The 20276-nt window shown below is 48.4% G+C and carries 17 protein-coding genes, 1 rRNA gene and 1 pseudogene; 8 read left to right on the forward strand and 11 right to left on the reverse strand.

All coding sequences use genetic code 11. The features are described from left to right. The 3 genes from RQP52_RS34605 to RQP52_RS34615 form a co-directional block, all read right to left on the reverse strand. Positions 1-124 (reverse strand): 16S ribosomal RNA (locus RQP52_RS34605); the annotation flags it as partial. 512 nt (positions 125-636) lie between these two features. Continuing rightward, positions 637-1026, reverse strand: coding sequence for a VOC family protein (locus RQP52_RS34610; protein WP_315956010.1), 390 nt, complete (start codon positions 1024-1026; stop codon positions 637-639). A 164-nt stretch (positions 1027-1190) separates the two neighbouring features. Beyond that, on the reverse strand, positions 1191-1412 hold the full coding sequence (locus RQP52_RS34615) for a hypothetical protein (RefSeq protein WP_315956011.1): 222 nt from the start codon (positions 1410-1412) through the stop codon (positions 1191-1193). Positions 1413-1567: 155 nt separating this feature from the next. Here RQP52_RS34615 and RQP52_RS34620 point away from each other — a divergent pair, with 155 nt between their 5' ends. Continuing rightward, positions 1568-1846 carry a hypothetical protein gene (locus RQP52_RS34620; RefSeq protein WP_315956012.1) on the forward strand — a complete coding sequence of 93 codons (279 nt, stop codon included), beginning with the start codon at positions 1568-1570 and terminating at the stop codon, positions 1844-1846. A gap of 141 nt (positions 1847-1987) precedes the next feature. Further along, the gene (locus RQP52_RS34625; protein ID WP_315956013.1) at positions 1988-4135 is read left to right on the forward strand and encodes a 5'-nucleotidase C-terminal domain-containing protein; all 2148 of its coding nucleotides are present in this window, start codon (positions 1988-1990) and stop codon (positions 4133-4135) included. An 84-nt stretch (positions 4136-4219) separates the two neighbouring features. Here RQP52_RS34625 and RQP52_RS34630 read toward each other — a convergent pair whose 3' ends face one another. Next, positions 4220-6925, reverse strand: a complete 2706-nt coding sequence (locus RQP52_RS34630; protein ID WP_315956014.1) for a response regulator — start codon at positions 6923-6925, stop codon at positions 4220-4222. Positions 6926-7131: 206 nt separating this feature from the next. On the opposite strand from RQP52_RS34630, the gene hisC reads away from it, so the two are divergent. Both hisC and mscL read left to right on the forward strand, forming a co-directional pair. Beyond that, positions 7132-8229: a histidinol-phosphate transaminase gene (hisC, locus tag RQP52_RS34635; RefSeq protein ID WP_315956052.1), complete on the forward strand. Its 1098-nt coding sequence runs from the start codon at positions 7132-7134 to the stop codon at positions 8227-8229. An 84-nt stretch (positions 8230-8313) separates the two neighbouring features. After that, positions 8314-8781 (forward strand): large-conductance mechanosensitive channel protein MscL, encoded by a 468-nt coding sequence (mscL, locus tag RQP52_RS34640; RefSeq protein ID WP_315956015.1) that lies wholly within the window; start codon positions 8314-8316, stop codon positions 8779-8781. Positions 8782-8826: 45 nt separating this feature from the next. On the opposite strand, the gene RQP52_RS34645 is transcribed toward mscL, so the two are convergent. The 6 genes from RQP52_RS34645 to add all read right to left on the reverse strand — a co-directional run bounded on the left by RQP52_RS34645 (position 8827) and on the right by add (position 14853). After that, positions 8827-9588: a (S)-benzoin forming benzil reductase gene (locus RQP52_RS34645; protein WP_315956016.1), complete on the reverse strand. Its 762-nt coding sequence runs from the start codon at positions 9586-9588 to the stop codon at positions 8827-8829. Between the two features lie 39 nt (positions 9589-9627). Beyond that, a complete protein-coding gene (locus RQP52_RS34650; protein WP_315956017.1) occupies positions 9628-10431 on the reverse strand; it encodes a hypothetical protein in 804 nt (267 codons plus the stop codon). A 5-nt stretch (positions 10432-10436) separates the two neighbouring features. Further along, entirely contained in the window at positions 10437-10640 is a 204-nt protein-coding gene (locus RQP52_RS34655) for a copper ion binding protein (RefSeq protein WP_315956018.1), read from the reverse strand. A gap of 35 nt (positions 10641-10675) precedes the next feature. After that, complete coding sequence (locus RQP52_RS34660; RefSeq protein WP_315956019.1) at positions 10676-11005, reverse strand: metal-sensitive transcriptional regulator; 330 nt, start codon at positions 11003-11005, stop codon at positions 10676-10678. Between the two features lie 86 nt (positions 11006-11091). Continuing rightward, positions 11092-13332: a heavy metal translocating P-type ATPase gene (locus tag RQP52_RS34665; RefSeq protein WP_315956020.1), complete on the reverse strand. Its 2241-nt coding sequence runs from the start codon at positions 13330-13332 to the stop codon at positions 11092-11094. A gap of 468 nt (positions 13333-13800) precedes the next feature. After that, positions 13801-14853, reverse strand: a complete 1053-nt coding sequence (gene add, locus RQP52_RS34670) for an adenosine deaminase (protein ID WP_315956021.1) — start codon at positions 14851-14853, stop codon at positions 13801-13803. A 363-nt stretch (positions 14854-15216) separates the two neighbouring features. On the opposite strand from add, the pseudogene RQP52_RS34680 reads away from it, so the two are divergent. Continuing rightward, positions 15217-15812 (forward strand): annotated as a pseudogene (locus tag RQP52_RS34680) (rhamnogalacturonan endolyase family protein); the annotation flags it as partial. 30 nt (positions 15813-15842) lie between these two features. Here the strand turns inward: RQP52_RS34680 and RQP52_RS34685 are convergent. Beyond that, complete coding sequence (locus RQP52_RS34685) at positions 15843-16544, reverse strand: DNA alkylation repair protein (RefSeq protein WP_315956022.1); 702 nt, start codon at positions 16542-16544, stop codon at positions 15843-15845. A gap of 121 nt (positions 16545-16665) precedes the next feature. Here RQP52_RS34685 and RQP52_RS34690 point away from each other — a divergent pair, with 121 nt between their 5' ends. The 3 genes from RQP52_RS34690 (at position 16666) to RQP52_RS34700 (ending at position 20159) form a co-directional block, all read left to right on the forward strand. After that, positions 16666-17463 (forward strand): Cof-type HAD-IIB family hydrolase, encoded by a 798-nt coding sequence (locus RQP52_RS34690; protein WP_315956023.1) that lies wholly within the window; start codon positions 16666-16668, stop codon positions 17461-17463. A 137-nt stretch (positions 17464-17600) separates the two neighbouring features. Next, positions 17601-19220 carry a long-chain fatty acid--CoA ligase gene (locus RQP52_RS34695; protein WP_379174466.1) on the forward strand — a complete coding sequence of 540 codons (1620 nt, stop codon included), beginning with the start codon at positions 17601-17603 and terminating at the stop codon, positions 19218-19220. 96 nt (positions 19221-19316) lie between these two features. Next, positions 19317-20159, forward strand: coding sequence for an SDR family oxidoreductase (locus RQP52_RS34700; RefSeq protein WP_315956053.1), 843 nt, complete (start codon positions 19317-19319; stop codon positions 20157-20159). The last annotated feature ends 117 nt before the right edge of the window (positions 20160-20276 follow it).

Raw genomic sequence — 20276 nt, forward strand, 5'->3', positions numbered from 1 at the left:
ATAGGCAGGTTGCCTACGTGTTACTCACCCGTCCGCCGCTAAGCACCGAAGTGCTCCGCTCGACTTGCATGTATTAGGCACGCCGCCAGCGTTCGTCCTGAGCCAGGATCAAACTCTCCATAAAGTTACCCAAAAAAGTGACGTTAACCTCCGAAGAGAATTCCGATTACTTTTCCGGGGCCCATATTTTAAGCTGAATAGCTCAATTGACTTGCTAGCGAGATTATTCATCTCATTTATAGTCGATTGCTCGACTGTGCTTACTCACTCGTTGTTCAGTTTTCAAAGATCAATGTCTTTCGCTCACTGCCGTGTTACCGAAGCAGCGAGAAGTAATATACCACAGCTCGTTTATCAATTGCAAGCACTTTTTTCTTGTCAATTTCTGTCGTTCGCTGTTGGGAAATTAATACTACCACATGTCGCCCTTCGAATGCAAATTCACTTCATCGTTCTAAGTGATTCGCCGTCCAAAGCAACGAGGGATAATATACCACGCTCAATAACCAATTACAACCCCTTTGGAAATGTTCCGCAATTGCCATTCTTTTGAATGTTTTGTTCTATTCATAAATAAAAATGGATGCATCAGATGCACCCGTCTCCATTGCGTATGTTATTAGATGTACGTTTAAATTAACGAGTCGTTTGGAAAAACTCAATACGCTCCCCATCTAACCCATTAAAGAAGAAATATCTGGAGCCATTAGGCAGCGTCGTAATTTCTTCATCTACCTGCTGGACGTCCAGTCCTTGAATCCGCGTAAACTCCGCTTCAACGTCATCAACGGTAAAAGCCAGATGATGAACTTTCCCTTCTTGCGGCAAACTCGCGTTATAACCTTCAATGAGTTCAACTTCAGTTTCGTTCAACGCTTCAAAGCCCAGAAAAGCAAGGCGGATGACGCCATTCGTGTGAAGCAAAGTCCCTTTGTGCTTAAGACCAATCACTTCCTCATAGAAACGAATCGACGCTTCCAAGTTTGCCACCATCACACCGACGTGCTCCATTTTCAAAACGGCCATTGTTCATAACCTCCCTATTAAACTCCTACTTTCTATTATTGTAACGAAAATAGCAGATGAAGGCTAGAACATCCTACTCGTTATTTTTAAGCAGCAACTCTATATCGTTAAGCCTAAATCAGTCATAATTTGAACCGCATATGAATAGATTAGCGAAAGGCATCCTACGTTATGCAAAGTGTTTCAATTTCGCCATTAAGCGAAAAGAGCGTAACTTCCTCATTCGTAATATTGACCAAGCCAAGGTCATCGAACACTTTGCGGATTTTCTCATTAGATAAATGCTTGAGAATCGTTTCAACGGCAATAGGCAAATGATCCTGATGCTTGGATTCATAGAACATAAGAACTTCTTTTTCCTCGACACGCACTCTCGTATGTATCATACAAGGTCACCCCCAATTCCAATGTTTCAATTGTATATTTTGGAAATAAGGAAAGTGTGAGGACATTATTAGTTAAGTGTTAGGTTTAAAATTTCGCTTAGATACCTTAGTCGTTGTATACTGTTGCTAGGAAGGTTAGATGGGAGGGTAACAACATGAGATTGCTAAAGCTTCTTCAAATCTACGAGGTGGATGGGATTACGCCCAAACATCGATCTGAACGATTTGATTTTGATGAGATTCAGGGGCAAACTTTTCGTGAGATGAACCCAACTGAAGTCGGGTCACCGATGATCTTATCCGGCATACATCGATATATCCCATTCAAAACAACTAGAGTTCAAGCCATAGATAGAGACGGATTGGATTTTCGAGTACTTACTCGCAATACAATCTATCATTTTGAAGTTCATACCGACCACAAAGCCACATAACCTTTGGAGGGTTATGGGCTTTTTTTGTTGATTTTTATAATAATAATTTCTTTACTTCTCAAAAACTACCAATCCCCTTTATACTAATAGACGGGTTAATTAACCTATGTTCTATTATTATGAAGGAGGTCTTTCTATCACATGAAAAAAACATTACAAACTCGCCTTACAGCCCTCGCTCTTGTAACCGCTCTTACAAGCACTTTTACCGGCAGTATAGCTTTTGCCGACAATGCAGTACCCGCATCTACTACTACGATGAAGTCAGATATGCGTCTTGCCATTGATAACGGCGCAATCGAAGGCTACGGAGATACCGACTACCGCGGTGCAAACCCGGCGACACGTGCTGAAGTTGCAACAATGATCAACCGTGCAGCGAAATTGAAAAGCGCAGATCCCGCTTCTGTCACTTTTACTGACCTCGCAAATTGGCAGAAACAAGCTGTTGCCAATGCGGTCGCAGCGAAGCTGATCAGCGGATTTGCTGACGGAACGTTCCACCCGGATGCGCAAGTCACTCGCCAAGAGCTTGCCGAGTTGATCGTGAAAGTGGTAACGGGCGGTAAGCTGCCAAACGTAAATGAGAACGTTTTGAACTACTTCAAAGACTCCGATTCTATTGCAAAAGAGTCCCGCCCTTATGTCGCGTATGCCGTCATCAGCGGTATTTTCAGCCCGACACTGGATGGAAACTTCAATCCGACGGCAGCCGTTACGCGTGATGAAGTCGCTAAGGCGCTTAAGCCGATTTTATTTAAGGTCGTTGATATTTTAACTACAAATGATATTCACGGTAAAATTGAAGTTGGTTTCGATAAAAAACGCAACCAAGGTCAAGGTGGTATTGAAACCGTAGGCGGAATCGTCACCGATTTCCGTACGGTGAATCCGGAAGGCACTGTTGTGGTAGACGGCGGAGACGCTTGGCAGGGCACGCTTATTTCGAATACAACCAATGGTCAGTCCGTCATGGATACCATGGCTCAAGTGAAATACGATGCGGCAGCTATCGGAAACCATGAGTTCGATTTTGGCCGTGACGTTTTAATTAATAACATTAAGAATGCGAAGTTCCCTATTCTAGGCGCTAATATTATCGACACGAAAACAGGCAAGCGTGTGGATTGGACACAACCTTACGTCATCATTGAAAAAGATGGCCTAAAAATCGGTATCATCGGCTTCGCGACTCCGCAAACAACGTCAACGACCAAATCAACGAACATCGAAGGACTTTCCTTCGTGGATCCAGTTCCTTTGGCCAAAGAATTGTCGGCTGAACTGCGCGCCAAAGGCGTTGACATCATTATGGTCACTTCCCACCTGCCTGGTGAGCAAAACCAAAAATCCGCTGAAATCATCAGCGAGCTTGCAGATTTGGCCAAAGGCACAGGCAACGGCACACTGGATGCAATCGTCGGTGGACACTCCCATATGCGCGTTTCCGGAATTGTGAACGGCATCCCTGTTGTAGAAGCGCAAAGCTGGTTGTATGCGGTTGGTCATATTCAATTATTTGTAGATAAAACGACTAAACAGGTCGTTTCTTCGAACGCCAGCTTACTGGAAACCTACACGAACCTGACAACGGCTGACGAGAAAATTCACCAAACGGTAGAGGACTATAAGGCGAAAATTTCAACGAAATCCAGTGAAGTTGAAGTCGTTGTCGCTGAGCCGCTTGGACGTAAATCATTCCGTTTCGATAAAAATGGCGGCGTAGATCGCGATGGCGCTTCGCAGCTGGGCAACAGCATCACGGACGCTATGCGCGCTGCTGAGAAATCCGACATCGCCTTCACGAATATTGGCGGTATCCGTGCCGATGTAGATAAAGGCGATCTAACTTATGGCGAAATGTTTGAAGTATTCCCTTTCGGCAACTACAATGTGACAGGCACAATGACGGCTGAGCAAATCAAAAAAGCCTTGGAAGTAACGGACAAGTATACGAATCTTCCGGCTATTCAATTCTCCGGTCTGAAAGTCGAGTGGGACAGCACAAAACCTCTTGGCGAGAAATATTCCAAGATTACGCTAGTAGATGGTACGCCGATCTATGTGGACGGTAAGTTCAACACAGACCGCACATTTAAAGTAACGACGAATGATTTCATGGCAACAGGCAGCGGCGATGGCTTTACGGTTTTCGGTGAAGTGAAGGATTGGAAAGATGGCGCCATCATGCTCGATGCTTGGGTCAGTTACGCGAACTCCTTGAAAGCAGCGGGTAAAGAGCTATCCGTTCAGGATGACGGGCGCGACATACGTCTGGATCTTAAATAATAAGCACTTATCCATTTATTAATCCCATTAACGAATAAAAGAAAGGTCTTTGATCCCTCACTGGAGAAATCAAAGACCTTTTTATTATGCCAGCCAAACTCGCATAAGAGACAGCAGCTGGTTTAAATTCAGCGGTTTGCTGATGTAGTCGGAGGCGCCTGCTTGCAGGCAAATATCACGGTCCTGCTTCATCGCCTTCGCCGTTATTGCAATAATAGGCAGATGCTCGTTACGCTCGTCTTTTCTAATCGTACGCATGGCCTCATAGCCATCCATCACGGGCATCATCATATCCATTAGGATGATATCAATCTGCGGCTCCTTCTGCAAAATAGCCAAGCATTCCTGCCCATCGTGCGCAATGATGACGGTCATCCCTTCGTTTTCAAAAGCGTTGCTTAGCACGAACACATTTCGCACGTCATCGTCAACGACAAGCACAACCTTCCCTCGTAGAAAGTTGGGTTCAGCCAAAGGGAGAGAAGGCTCTTCCAGTTTCGCCGGAGTGGCGTCATAAGTTGCTGCGGCTTCCTCCCATGCCGGTTGAAACTCACTGATCCCCGGCTCCAAGGATGGAAGGTAGACCGTGAAAGTGCTTCCAACCCCCTCTTCGCTGCACATGCCGATGTCCCCGCCAAGCAGTCCCGCCAGTTCGCGAGAAATGGAGAGGCCAAGGCCCGTTCCCCCGTATTTCCGATTGGTCGTGCCGTCAGCTTGCCGGAAGGGTTCGAAAATAAGTGACTGCTTGTCAAGAGGAATGCCGATCCCCGTATCCTTAACCGAAATGGCCAGGACTTGATTAGGGTCAGCAGAAGGCAGCACTTGGGTGACTTGATCTGCAGCACACCGCTTGATGTTCACATGAACACCGCCCTCATGCGTAAACTTAAATGCGTTCGACAGCAGGTTTTTCAAAATTTGACTAAGACGCTGCTCGTCCGTATAAAAGTGCTCCGGCACCGGGAGTTCCAACTCAATGTTCAAAGTCAGATTCCTCTGTTCAGCCACCTTGGCAAATTGACTTCGAATGAGCTTAGGAAGCTCTGTCACATTTAACGCCCCGATATGGATATCCAACTTGCCGGCTTCCACTTTGGATAAATCGAGAATATCGTCAATAAGCAGCAGTAGATCGGTCCCAGAGGAATGGATCACTCGGGCATATTCCTGCTCATCGCTACTTAAGTTCCCCATCTTATTTTCTTGCAGCATTTGGGATAAAATAAGCACGCTGTTAAGCGGTGTACGAAACTCATGCGACATATTGGCCAGAAACTCCGATTTGTATCGAGAGCTTAGCTGCAGCTGAACCGCATGTTCTTCGAGAGCCACCTTGATGCGTTCAAGTTCCTTGGACCTTTCATCCGCACATCGGTTATGCTCCTCTAACTGTTCATTCGTCATGTGCAGCTCTTCCTGCTGACTTTGGAGCTCTTCCGTTTGAATCTGCAGCTCTTCCGTCATAAGTTGATATTCCCGAAGCAGCCGCTCCACTTCAACACGCGATTGCACACTGTGCACGATGGTTCCGAGAACGTCGAGAATATCTTCGAGAAGCTCCATCTGTTGATGGGTAAACTTATTTAAACTGGCTAATTCCATAACGGCAATAACTTCATGATGATGTAAAATCGGCACAATCAGTACGCTTTGGGCTTTTACAGCGCCAAGTCCGGACGTTATTTTGAGATAATGATCGGGTACATTCATAAAATGAAACATCCGCTTCTCCAGTGCACATTGACCAACGAGCCCTTCCCCCAGATGGAACCGCTGAATCCCTACGTCATCCTCGTTATCCATCATCATGGCATAGGCCGCTATTTTCTCCATCGTAACCTTGCCCTTGTGGGTGGATCGGAGGTAAAACAGTCCGAATGACGCACCAAAAAGCTCAGCAGCTTTACTAATAAAGGAAGAACCTAGCGTTTCCATGTCCGATATGCCTTGAAGCATATGAACTACTTCCGCAAGCTTGCGCTGCTGCCATTCGATCTCCTCTTGATTCTCTAGAAGCATATTCGTTGCATCAGCGAGATCCTTTACCTCATCATTCATTGTGACATGGATGCGCTGTGAATAGTCTCTCTTGAATGAGCTTAATTTCAAAATACTTTTGGTAACTTGCTTGATCGTCCCAACAATCGACTGCGATATCAAAAGTGCGGCTGTTAACGAGAAAATAAGCAGCAGGGTCAGCATAACAAACAAGGATCTCGTGAACATCCTGTTCTGATTGTCCAACAGCTTGGCCCTATCTTTCGTAAGCGCTATCTCAATATTCCGGAAACGATCAAGCTGAGCGCGGATATCCTCCACATTTTGCTTGCCCAAATAAAAATCATAAGGGTTGATGGAATATGTACCTGCACCTTGATCCCTTTTCATGATTGGACCCGGTGTCCCATCAAGCTGCATGATCCAGTGTTCTATGGCCTTTTTGATCGATTGTAAACTTTGTTCCTGGACCTCATTTTCACGTGTAAGCTGACTTAGCTTCATGTAGGATTGCCGCCAGTTATTCTCTGCGTTGTGGTAGGGTTCCAGGTAGGTAGAATCTCCGGTTATCAGATATCCCCGCTGCCCGCTTTCCATGTCCATCACATATTTTTCGATGTTGTTGATTTCACTATGGACGGCAAAATCATGCTCAATGATATAATTTCTATCCGTTTGCATCGAGGTCACTTGATTAATCACTAGCGTAAATACAACACTTATACAAGCGAAAATGAATATGTAGCCAAGCATGATTTTGGATCGGATACCAAACCTCTTCTTTTTCCCCATCCGCGCAGTGTCCTCTCCTTAAACGTCGAATTACGCATCTTTACGTATTATACTACTCTCCTAAAAGTTGGGATATGGGTTTTTTTATACTTTACTACTTTACCAAGTTAATGTATTATTTAACTAAAGTAAATTTGAATCAAGGAGTGATACTTTTGAGCAATCGTACAACTGACCATATCCGTCCACGCGGCGTCCTTTCTCGCATGAAACCCTATTCTCCCGGCAAACCCATTTGGGAAGTCCAGCGGGAATTAGGTATCGACAAGGTGACCAAGCTTGCTTCCAATGAAAATCCGATTGGTCCATCACCTCTCGCCGTCCAAGCCATTCAATCCTATCTGACTGATATTCATCGCTATCCCGATGCGGACACGATTGATCTCTGCAGCGCTATTGCCGGCAAATTGGAGGTTCTGCCCGAGCAAGTGCTTGTCACCAATGGCGCCGACGAGCTCATTACACTCCTATCCGAAACGTTCTTGGAGGAAGGCGACGAGGTCATCGTGCCCTCTCCAACCTTCAGCGAGTATGAATTCGGCGCAAATCTGATGGGCGCATCCGTCGTACAGGTGCCGCTCCGTGAGGATTACCGTTATGAAATCTCGGATCTTTTGGCTGCGGTAACCGAGAAAACGAAGCTGTTATATATTTGCTCTCCAAATAATCCAACTGGCACCTATATGAAAAAACAGGACTTGCATGCGCTAATGGATAAGCTCCCTCCTCATGTGCTGGTTATTTTCGATGGGGCTTACAGTCACTTTGTAACCGCAGATGATTATTGTGACGGGCTTGAGCTGGTGCGTCAGGGATATCCCATCATCGTCACACAAACCTTTTCCAAAATTTATGGCTTAGCCGGTATCCGTGTCGGGTATGGTATCGCTTCAGCAAGCATCCTGCGCAATATTCGTCAGGTTAAAGAGCCTTTTAACGTAAACGCCTTAGCACAAGTCGGTGCTGCCGCCGCCATTCAGGATGATGCTCATCTTGAAGCGACGCGGGAAATGAATAAACTTGGCAGAGAGCAGCTTTATGCCAGCCTGCAGGAGTTGGGATTCAATTTCACGCGCAGCATGAGTAATTTCGTACTTGTAGAACTTGGCCCTGACGCGAAATCCATCTATGATCAATTGATGCGAAAAGGCGTTATCCTCCGCTATGCAGGCGCGTGGAATCTGCCTAATCATGTGAGGATTTCAATAGGAACTCCTGAAGATCATGAAACGTTCATCAGCGCCCTGCGCGAGGTGTTGCAGGAGTCCAGGGAACAGCCACTCTTAGCTGCTCAAAAGGATTAAACGATTACACGAACATCCAACTCATTGTTTGACAACGACAAAATATGCTACAATGCAAAAAATGCAGTTTGTTGGAGGTTCACTATGCTAAAGGAATTTAAAGATTTTGCTTTTAAAGGAAATATGGTCGATCTAGCGGTGGGGGTTATTATCGGGGGAGCATTCGGGAAAGTCATTACATCCATCGTCAACGATGTGATCATGCCGCCTATCGGGTTACTGCTGGGCAGAGTGAACTTTAATGAACTTTTCATATCTTTGAATGGCAAACACTACAATAACCTTGCCGATTCTGCTGCTGATAAAGCACCAGTTCTGAAATACGGAGCATTTATTTCTACGTTCTTAGACTTTTTAATTGTTGCTGCCGTCATATTTATCGTTGTTAAACAATTGTCCAAGTTCCGCAAGAAAGAAGAGCCGAAAGAAAAAGCTCCTGCGACAAAATCTTGCCCGCATTGCTTATCGGATATTCCAGCGCAAGCAACCCGCTGCAAATATTGCACCTCTGAGCTGTCATCCGGGCCATCTGTGTCAGGAAGCATTCAGTAGGCATTAGGCATTCGTGCATAAATAATAAAAGGAGTTAAGCGCTTCTCAGCTGCTTAACTCCTTTTTTGTGCGCAGATCGGCGATCTCGCCCTGCGTGAAAGCATCTCGCTGCAGCAGCTCCAGAAGCTGCGCCGCCGTTGCTTCAGGCGATTGCAGCTCGCCGTCCGCATGCAGCTTCACGAATCGCCTTAGCTGCGGGAAGTCCTCTTCAGATGCAGCGCGAATCTCCCGCTGCATACCCGTATCCACCACCCCCGGTGCGACGGAGATCACCTCCACCGGGTAGGGCTGTTCCATCTGCTCGACGCCAATGCAGCGCGTCAGCATATCGAGCCCGGCCTTGGCGGTGCAATAAGCCCCCCAGCCGGGGTAGGGCTTCTTCCCCGCGCCCGAGGAGATGTGGACGACCCGCTTCTTAATCGGCAGCGCTTGCGTCTGCCGAATGAAGCTGTTCGTCAGCAGCGTAGGCGCGACGAGATTGACCTGCAGGCTCATCTGCAGGTCACCTTGGTCAGCTCGGCCGATGAACGTCATCGGCTCGAGCTGACCCGCGTTGTTGATGAGCGTGATAGCATCCGCTCGATCAACCAGGCCAAGGATTCGCTCCATCAGCGAATCCAGGCCGTCTGTTTGCGCCAAGTCGTAAGCATGAAAGGTGTAGTCACCTTTCATGCTTAGCGCCTCTTGGCGGAGGCTTGGGCTTTCGCCGCGCGACACGCAGTGGACCGCGGTGCCTTGGTGCAGGAGCTGCCTCGCAAGCTCAGCTCCGAGGCCTTTGGAACCTCCCGTGATGATATAGGCAGGCATGGTGACCGGCTCCTTTTTTATATAAATATAGAGGGTAAGTTAAGGGACTTTAACAACAAATGGGACCGTGAACACCTTGCCACCACGTTGAAATTCTCCCCATACTTTGTAAACGCCGCTTTTGGGGAATGTCGTCATAAACTGGGCTTCCGGACCTGTTGATTTCTCATCCGTCGGATGAACATGCAGGTATTGATCCGCATTCGCATCCAGAATAACAACGTGACCCACAGCCCCTAGGTACGGCTGCAAATCCTTAATAGGTGCTTTGGAAGCTGCATCCTTAAAGGTATAGGTTAGATTAAGCTCCATTCCTGCCATAAGATGATCGATTTTTAGAGTAACTTCATTGCCATCTATGGTCTTCGTCCATGCATTCTCCGGTTCAATGGCCACTGGTGGTGCGGGCTCCCCTAGTACAGTCAAGGTGTAGCTTTTGACGGTTTTCTCTTTGCCGGTAGGCAGAAAATCAGCAAAAAGCCTATAATCACCGCCCGAGGGGAACTGCGTCGATACCGTAAAAAGACCCTTTCCTTTGTACTCCGGATGCAGATGCTTGTAATAAGAAAGATCCTTGCTCACCGCGATAAGATGCATCTTTTTCTCATGATTCAGATCAAAATCATTTATCGGGTTACCGCCACTATCTTGAATCTCAATCGTCAACGTAGTATCTTCTTTCGCTTTCGCCTTCGTCTGCGGAGAAGCTGCTTGAAATATTGCCTGAATCTGCTCCGCTGAACTCCCTGCTTCATGACCGCCGCTGTGTACCGAATGATCCGTAGTCTGCGACTTCCCGCACCCGCTTAGAACAAGGGCTAATGACAACACGATTAGACTCATTATTCTCATTGCACTACATCATAACCTTGCTCTTCAATTGCTTCTTTGATCGCTTCCACAGTCAGCTTGCTCTCGTCGTATACCACTTCCACTAATTTACCCGCCAAGTTTACTTTGCCTTCAGCCCCAAGCTCTTTCATGGCTTTCTCAACGGTATTCACACAGTGATTACAAGACATACCTTCTACTTTTAAAATAATGCTGGACATCGCATTCACTCCTTCATTGGGTTTAATTTTCATGATTATTTCATGAGGGTATTCATGGTTTTGAGCAGCTCATCGACAACATCCATGTCGCCTTCTTGAATACGCTCGACGACACAACTTTTGAGGTGGCCGGCTAGCAGCAGCTTCCCTACACCATTAAGCGCCGATTGAATCGCGGCAATTTGATGCAGAACGTCATCGCAATACGTATCTTTCTCGATCAAACCTTTGACCCCACGAACTTGACCTTCAATGCGGTTCAAGCGCTTCGTTAAATCCGCTTTGAGTTTATCGGAATGATGACTTTTCCGCTCGTGTCCGTCCAAGCCGCAGTGTTCTACTTCCGTGTCCATTTCTTTGTTCATTGGGCTCACTCCTTTGAAGGTTGTTTACTACATATCATACCCCCATCCCGTATATTGTCAATCCTTTTGGAACGTCCCTCGTTCGCTTAAAGTTTGACTCTCTGCAGACGAAGAGCATTCAGCACAACAGAAACAGAACTTAACGCCATAGCTGCCCCTGCCACCCAAGGCTCTAGCAAGCCAAAAGCGGCGATTGGGATACCAATCGTGTTGTAACCGAGGGCCCAGAACAGATTTTGCTTAATATTGCGCATCGTCCGCCTGCTCATTTCAATGGCATCTGCAATGGAGTTCAAATCGCCGCGCATTAAGGTGACATCCGCCGCTTCCATAGCTACATCACTTCCCGTACCCATCGCCATGCCGATATCGGCCATTGCTAAGGCTGGCGCATCGTTGATGCCATCGCCGACCATCGCGACGCGGAAACCCTGATCTTGCAGCTTTTTCACTTCCGCTGCTTTCCCTTCCGGCAAAATCTCAGCTAGAACCTGCTTGATGCCGGCTTGCTCGGCTATGGCTTTTGCGGTACGCGCATTGTCGCCTGTGATCATGATGACCCTAATGCCCATCGCTTCCAAACGGGATACGGCTTCCTGCGATGTTTCCTTTATTGTATCCGCCACAGCAACGAATCCGGCGTACGCGCCGTCAAAGGCTGCCAGCATAACGGTTTTGCCATCTTGCTCTAAACGTTCCATATCCTTGAGCAGCGCTTCGCCAATATCAACCCCCTTCTCGGTTAGCAGTCTTCTTGTACCGATGAGGACCTGGCTGCCTTCCACTTGAGCTTCCAGTCCAAAACCGGGGATGGCTTTAAAGCTTGTGGCTTCCGGCAAGGATGGCATGGAAGGTAGTATGCCTTGGACAATCGCCTCAGCTAACGGATGTTCCGAGCTGCGCTCCGCCGCTCCGACGAAACGGAGGAAGGTGGTTTGGTCCACATGCGTTTGAATATCTGTAAGTTGTGGTTTCCCTTTGGTTACTGTACCCGTCTTATCCAAAACTACAACATCCAGGTGATGAGCCGCTTCCAAATGCTCTCCGCCTTTGAACAAGATGCCTAATTCCGCTGCGCGTCCAGACCCCGCCATAATCGAAGTCGGCGTTGCCAAACCTAATGCGCAAGGGCAAGCGATGACGAGGATCGCGATCGTTTTTTCGAGTGCGCCTGCGAAGTCAGCTGGATCCAACCAGTACCACAGAACAAAAGCGATAAGCGCAATCCCCACGACAATCGGGACAAAAATCCCCGAAATAACGTCCGCCACACGCTGAATCGGAGCTTTCGATCCCTGCGCTTCTTCAACGACTTTGATGATTTGAGACAGCACCGTGTCACGGCCAACCTTAGTCGCCTGCACCCGGAGAACGCCATTCTTATTCAGCGTTGCACCGATCACTGTATCGCCTACGCGCTTCTCAACCGGCAGGCTTTCACCTGTCAGCATCGACTCATCAACCGAGGAATGGCCTTGCATAACGGTACCATCCACCGGAATCTTCTCACCCGGTTTCACGATGACGACATCCCCTGTAACTACCTCTTCCAGCGGGATGCTGATTTCCTGCCCGTCACGGATGACCCATGCTCTCTTAGCCTGCAAACCCATCAGGGATTTAATGGCCTCCGAGGTGCGCCCTTTGGCGAGAACTTCGAACCATTTTCCGAGAATGACGAGTGTGATGAGGATGGCGCTTGTTTCGTAATACAGCTCAGGCGCATGGTGATGCTCGCTTTGCCCTGCCCACTGGAACGTCAGATACAAGCTGTAAAAATACGCGGCTGATGTTCCCAGCGAGACGAGCACATCCATGTTCGCACTCTTGTTGCTGAGCGCTTTGTAGGCGCCAATGTAGAATTGGCGTCCGATGAGAAACTGGACCGGTGTTGCGAGTACCAGCTGCACCCACGGATTCATGAACAGCTCCGGCACCCAAATCCACGAAGTGAAGGAGAAATGACCAACCATCGCCCATAACAAAGGGAAAGATAGTATGGCTGAAATCCACAGCTTACGCTTATGCTTCTGTATCTCTTTGGCGCGATGTTCGCCGGTTTCAGCCTGTTCTGTTTTGCGCGCTGCTTCGTATCCTAACTTGGCTACTCGCGCTTGCATATCCTCCGGTGTTACCTCCGAAGGCTGATAGGAAATCCGGGCTGTTTCCATAGCCAGGTTGACGGATGCTTGTGCGACACCGGGCATCTTGCTCAGCCCTTTTTCAATTCTGGTTGCGCACGCGGCGCAGGTCATTCCTGTAATATCGAAATCAACCGTTGCAGTTGCTCCGGTAGTTTGCTGCTGCCCTGCAGATTCGGTGCTCATAGGATTGTCACCTCACAATGATTGGTATTTATTTATATTTGTATAGTATACCCCCCTACCCTATATTGTCAAGTGATTTGGGTAAATTGGGTAGATTGCTTCTTACAGCAAGTTTCAAAATGTCTTTCATCAATAAAAAGCCTGACGGTCATCGCCGTCAGGCTTTCGTGTTGGGCTACTCTCCAATATTCCATCACTCTACTCGCATACTGCCAACTTTCACTGCTAAATATTCCCCAATTGCTTTACGAATAGGAACTAGAGTCCTCTATTTACAGGAAAATCAATCTTCTTTCTGAGGGGAACTAGTGGCTCTTATTCAGCATCAAATCCACGTTGTTCGCGTAAAATTTGCAAAATAACGGATCATAGTTCCCCTCCAGATGAAAAAAACGTAATTTCAGGGAAATAGAGTACTATAGTTCCCTCTGAATGAGCCATAGCAAGATAAAAACATGAGGAACCGCATCAGCTCAGCAAACCCATCCCTAAACTGTGAATCTCAGCTTCCATCTCCCGCCGCAGCAACAATTTATCGCTTTCGTCCATAAACGCGGCTTCCACCCCATTCATCACAAGCCTGACGAGTTCAGGCTCCGTAAAGCCAAAACGATCGGACAACACGCGGTATTCATTCGTAATGTCCGTTCCGGAGACACTCGGATTATCCGTATTTATGGTAACCAGGAGACCTTGCTCCAAATATTCACGGATCGGGTAAGCTTCCCAGCCGGAAACAGCCTTTGTTTGGATGTTGCTGATCGGGCACATTTCGAGCGGGATGCGGCGCTCTTTGACCAGTTCGAGAATGTCGCTGTTCTCTTTCAGTCTGACACCGTGCCCAATGCGCACCGCACCGAGATTTGTTACTGCTTCGTACACATTCACCGCACCTGCCGCTTCCCCGGCATGGATCGTGACCGGAATGCCGAGTCGGCCTGACTCCGCAAAAACCTCCCGGAACCATTCCGGCGGATAGGATGCCTCATCACCAGCTAAGTCGACGGCGACTACGCCTTTACCCACAAACTTGGCTGCCGCTCGAATCACTTCCAAGTTGCTTTCGGAGGAATGATTTCTCATGCAGATGGCAATGACGCCGGCTCTCACGCCAAAATCGCGTTGTCCGCGCTTCATCCCCTCAACTACATAATGAATCGTTTCTTCCACGGTCAAACCGTTATTGCGATGCAATTGCGGTGCAAAACGTACCTCCACGTATTTGCAGTTATGCTCTGCCGATTGCCCAGCAACCTCGTAGGCAATTCGCTCCAAAGCTTCACCGGATTGCATGAAACGAGTAGTAAAATCAAATTTACTCAAATATTCAATGAGGCTGCCGCATTCGTCGCCAACACGCATATGTGGAATTAAGCCTTCTTTATTGTACACGGGAAGATCAATGCCTTGATCCAGGGCGAGCTCCAGAATTGTTTCCGGCTTCACACTCCCATCCAAGTGCAAATGAAGATCAACTTTGGGCAGTCGCGTTAGCCAATCATGCGTCCGATTGTATGCCATCTTCCATCATTCCCTTCTTGATTATGAGTTAGAGCAAGCACTCACGGCTGTATGCCGCTACAAAGAATTTTATTAACTTTAAAACAATGTGACCTATATGTCAATATATATAACATAATTTTATCATAACAATATATGTGTTATATTTTATAACGCAACTGTAACTTGACTTCTTTTTTCTAAAAAGCAGTATTGTATAGAAAGTTAGCCATTGTCTGCATTAAAATCACGATCCTCTACAAGGTATAATCCTTAATGTAAGCGCATCCAAAATTGGAAAGGAGGATACCAACGAAGTCTCCCTCATCACAGATCCGCATAATTGCAATAACATTCGACTGACGATCCAAGGAGGTTGTAGAAATGTTTAAAAATGTGAAGCGACTTATACAAACAGCCTGTTACGTCACACTAGGCTCTTTTCTTATATCATCCTTCGGCATCCAAACGCCTACAGCACACGCAGCAGCAGCCCGACAAATGGAGAAACTTGACCGGGGACTGGTAGCCGTTAAGGTATCCACCGGTGTACTTGTGAGTTGGAGACTTCTCGGTACCGAGGCAGCCAGTACCTCTTTTAACGTATATCGCAACGGTGTGAAGCTCAACGCCCCCCCCCCATTACAACTAGTACAAACTATCAAGACAACACAGGAACAACAAGTTCAAGCTATACGATTCGCGCGGTCGTAGGCGGCGTCGAGCAAGTAGCATCCGCGGCTGCAACCCCGTGGGCGAATAATTATTTGGATGTCCCTCTTCAAAGACTGGCAGGCGGCACAACCCCAGACGGTGTTAATTATACCTACAATGCCAATGATGCGAGTATCGGCGATTTGGATGGCGATGGACAATATGAAATTGTTTTAAAATGGGACCCCTCTAACTCCAAAGACAACTCACAGGACGGATATACGGGTGAAGTGTTTGTCGATGCTTATAAGCTGGATGGCACTCGACATCAGTTGGATTCCTCCAATTCCTAGATATCAACTAGTATATCGCACTTTCTCTGCCTTCTGCTGAATGACCTTCAATGCTTCCCGCACGCTAAGCGGCGAAAGCTCGGTCTCATCGACAAAAGCCTGCACAGCCGCAACGTCCGTCTTCGAGTACTCACGCAGCGCCCAGCCGATGGCCTTCCGGATAAAAAACTCCTTCGAATCCGCCATACGCCGAATACAATTGAAAAGAAGCTGTACGTCCGTGCGCTGCTTATACTTGAGCTGGAACAATATCGCTGTCCGCTGCAGCCACATATTGCCTGACGAGAGCCATTTCTCGACATAGGCCGGGATAAGTTCCGGATATTTCTGCAAGTGGACACCAATTAAATGGTCAGCAATCGGGTCGACGGTGTCCCACCAGGAATTCGTTACAACCAAGTGTTCGAGCAAATCAATATGCTCTTTAGCCGCATTTTTGCGAAGCTGAGTGAGCAGCTGCAGTGCCGTGTAATGGAATTCCCGCTCCGGCAATACCCAAAGCTCCTCCGCCACTTTCACGCCCTCTGCCCCTTTGGGATAGCCTTGCTCCTTCCAAAATACTTTCGTCAAAGCCACGCGCTGCGGGTTGCGAATACCGAGGAAAGGAAATTGGTCGCGCATATAAGCGGACATTGCAGCTGCATCAACCTTGCTGCTGTGTGCTCTCAGCAAGGCTTCCAGCTTGTCCGTGTAAAGTGATGCCATCGTTGATGCGCCTCCTTTTAAACTGCAAAGCTCTCGCTTTATTCTAGCAATTCCGCTTTGATTCGGGTATGCTTAAAGCAGAATTTTTATATAGACTACCTATCGGAACGGAGAGGAACACATGACTTACAAGTTAGTAGCATCGGATTTGGACGATACGCTTTTGCGTGATGATTTGACGATTTCCGAGGAAACGATTAAAGCGATGCATCAAGCCGTCGCTCAAGGTGTGACCGTAACGATTGCGACTGGCAGAAGCTTCCCATCTGCAGCCAAAATCGCTAACCAAATCGGGCTCAATGTACCGATCATTACGTATCAAGGCGCTTCGATCAAAAATCTCCTCGACGAGGAAGTCCTCTATGAGCGTATGGTCCCGGTGGAGAGCGCCCGCTACCTGCTCGATTATTGCGAAAAGAGAAATCTCCATCTTCAGCTTTACCATGGCGATCAGCTTTATGCGGCTGAGGATAACGATAAAATTAAAAATTATGTACGCCTGTCCAAAACGCCTTATATCATCGGTGACCTGCGCCAATGGATCGACATTCCGCAGCCTAAGCTGCTGATTGTGGACAAACCGGAGGTTTGCGACCAAATTCGCGAGGAGCTGCTTCCTCTGCTCGGCGACCAGATGCACATTACGAAATCCAAGCCGCACTACTTGGAATTCATGCACAAAGAAGGTACCAAAGGCCACGCCATCGCTTTCCTTGCTAACCATATCGGCTGTACGCTGGATGAGGTCATTGCCCTCGGTGATGCGTGGAACGATCGCGAAATGCTTGAAGTTGCGGGGCTTGGCGTCGCAATGGACAATGCGTTGCCGGAGCTTAAGGAGCTTGCGAATTATGTGACGAAAAGCAATAACGAAGACGGCGTCAGACACGTTATTGAGAAGTTTATTTTGAATGCGTAGACGTAAAACCGATTCCCTGCATGTACAACATGTGGCGGTGTCGGTTTTTTTATTTGCGTAGGGTTTACTTTCGGACATATCCTGTCCCTCCTCCCTATATATTTACTATAGAAATAGCCAATCCCCGGAGGTGTTCCATTTTGGACAATTACCCATTAACGCTGCGCTCACTCTTCGAACGCTCCCAAAGTTTATTCCCCAAAAAAGAGGTTGTTTCACGAACAAGTACCGGCATTCACCGATATACATATGCTGATTTTGGCAGACGTTCGAAGAGATTGTCCAGCGCGCTGCAAGCGTTAGGGGTAAAGCCCGGGGATCGCATTGCTACTTTTGCCTGGAATCATCATTGGCATTTGGAGGCCTATTTCGCCATCCCTTGCATGGAAGCGGTTCTCCATACGGTTAATATTCGCCTCCCCGCCGATCATATCGCCTACATTCTCAATCATGCGGAAGATCGTTTCCTCCTCGTAGATGAGACCTTGCTGCCCATTATAGAGAAAATTCAGGATCAACTGACAACCATCGAGGGCTATATCATCATGACGGATAAAAAGGAACTGCCACCTACTTCTTTACAGCCCGTCTATGGGTATGAGAACATGATAGAGAGCGGAGATCCTCTTTATACATATCCTGAATATATAAATGAAAGCGCTCCCGCAGGGTTGTGCTATACGTCGGCCACAACGGGAAATCCCAAAGGTGTCTTGTACTCTCATCGCGGGATCTACCTGCACTCGTTGTCCATTGGGTTGGCGGATACGCTAGCTCTTTCGGAACGCGATGCGGTGCTGCCTATCGTCCCGATGTTTCACGTTAACGCCTGGGGGCTCCCCTTCGCCTCCGTCTGGTTCGGCAGCAAGCAGGTGCTTCCCGGACCGACCCCTACGCCGGATATTCTGCTCCGCTTGATAGCGGACGAAAAGGTCACTATCGCAGCGGGCGTGCCTACGGTTTGGACAGCTGCCCTTCAAGCGCAAGAGGCGCTGCAGCTGGATTTATCATCTTTGCGCGCCGTAGTCTGCGGCGGATCTGCTGCCCCGCGCAGCCTCATTGAGAGCTACGAACAGCGGCTGAAAGTCCCGTTCTATCATGCTTACGGCATGACGGAAACTTGTCCGGTCGTTACCGTCGCCCGCCTAAAGAGCTATCAAGAAGAAGCTTCGCTTGATGAACAGTACGCCACGCGGGCCACGCAAGGACTGCTGGTACCTGGACTTGATATGAAAATCGTTGGAATGCGAGGCGAGGTAGCTTGGGACGGCAAAGAGATGGGTGAAATTTGGCTGCGAGGGCCATGGGTAGCGACCGAATACTACAAAGATGCCCGAACTGCTGAGGGCTTCCAAGATGGCTGGTTTCATAGCGGAGATATCGCGGTCATTGATCCTGAAGGTTTCGTGAAGTTGGTCGATCGGGCCAAGGATTTGGTCAAAAGCGGCGGAGAATGGATTTCCTCTCTCGACTTGGAAAATGCGTTGATGGCGCACCCGAATGTGTATGAAGCCTGTGTGATCGGCGTGCCACATCCTAAGTGGGGTGAGCGGCCGCTCGCTTGCGTCGTCCTCAAAGATGCTGCTTTGCAAGCGGGGGATAAAAAGGGGCTGCTCACGTTCATCGAAGACAAGTTTGCCAAGTGGTGGATTCCGGATGATGTGGTTTTCCTACACGAAATCCCCCGTTCCTCGGTTGGGAAATTCATGAAACGCGAGCTTCGTGAACAGTATCAAACCTATTTTACAGGAGACTGAATTCTTTTGGCGGAACTGGCGAGCCAGATCGAGCATTTCGAAGCTGCTTCTGCTCATTAGCGATGCGGCAATTTCAAGATGAAGGGCAGGATGGATATGTTCGATGCATCTTTATTGAAGGATAAAGTCATTCTCATCACAGGCGGGGGTACCGGTCTTGGCCGTGCTATGGGGGAGCGTTTCCTGGAGCTGGGGGCGCGGCTTGCCATTACTAGCCGACGTGAGGAAGTATTGGCGAAGGCCGCTTCCGAGATGGATGGTGATGTGTTCTATAAAAGCTGTGATGTGCGCGATCCGCAGCAAATCGCGGAGATGGTCTATGCCGTGGAACAGCATTATGGCCGGATCGATGTTCTCATCAACAATGCGGCTGGTAATTTTGCCAGCCCGACTGAAAATTTATCTCCGCGCGCGGTGGATGCGGTGCTGAATATTGTCCTTCACGGCACGTTTTACACGACGCTGGAAGTGGGTAAACGATGGATCGAGCAAGGCACCGGCGGGACGATGCTGAACATCGTCACCTCCTATGCCTCCACAGGCTCGGCCTTCGTTGTGCCGTCGGCGGCCGCCAAAGCCGGCGTGCTCGCTTTGACGCGATCGCTTGCCGTCGAGTGGGCGCGCCACGGCATCCGGCAAGTCGCGATCGCGCCGGGGCTGTTCCCCACCGACGGCGCGTGGAGCCGGCTGGCTCCGACGCCCGAGCTGTCGGAAAAGCTGCTGAACCGCGTGCCGCTGCGGCGGGTCGGGGAAAAGGATGAGCTTGCGAACCTCGCAGCTTATCTGATTTCGGACTACGCCGGGTACATCAACGGCGAAGTCGTCACGATCGACGGCGGCGAATGGCTGCAGGGCGCCGGGCAGTTCAATGACCTGCTCGAGGTGACCGAGGAGGAGTGGATTAACCTTGCGGATATTACGCGCAAGGGGAAATCGTAGCGGACATTTGCTGCAAATAGTGCAGCAAATTCCAGGATTATCGAGATTTTCGGAGATAATCATGCATTTTGTGCAGTTAATTTCATCAATACCAGCGAAAATGGAGCAGATTCACTG

This window comes from Paenibacillus violae, assembly GCF_032461945.1.
GTDB lineage: Bacteria > Bacillota > Bacilli > Paenibacillales > NBRC-103111 > Paenibacillus_E > Paenibacillus_E violae.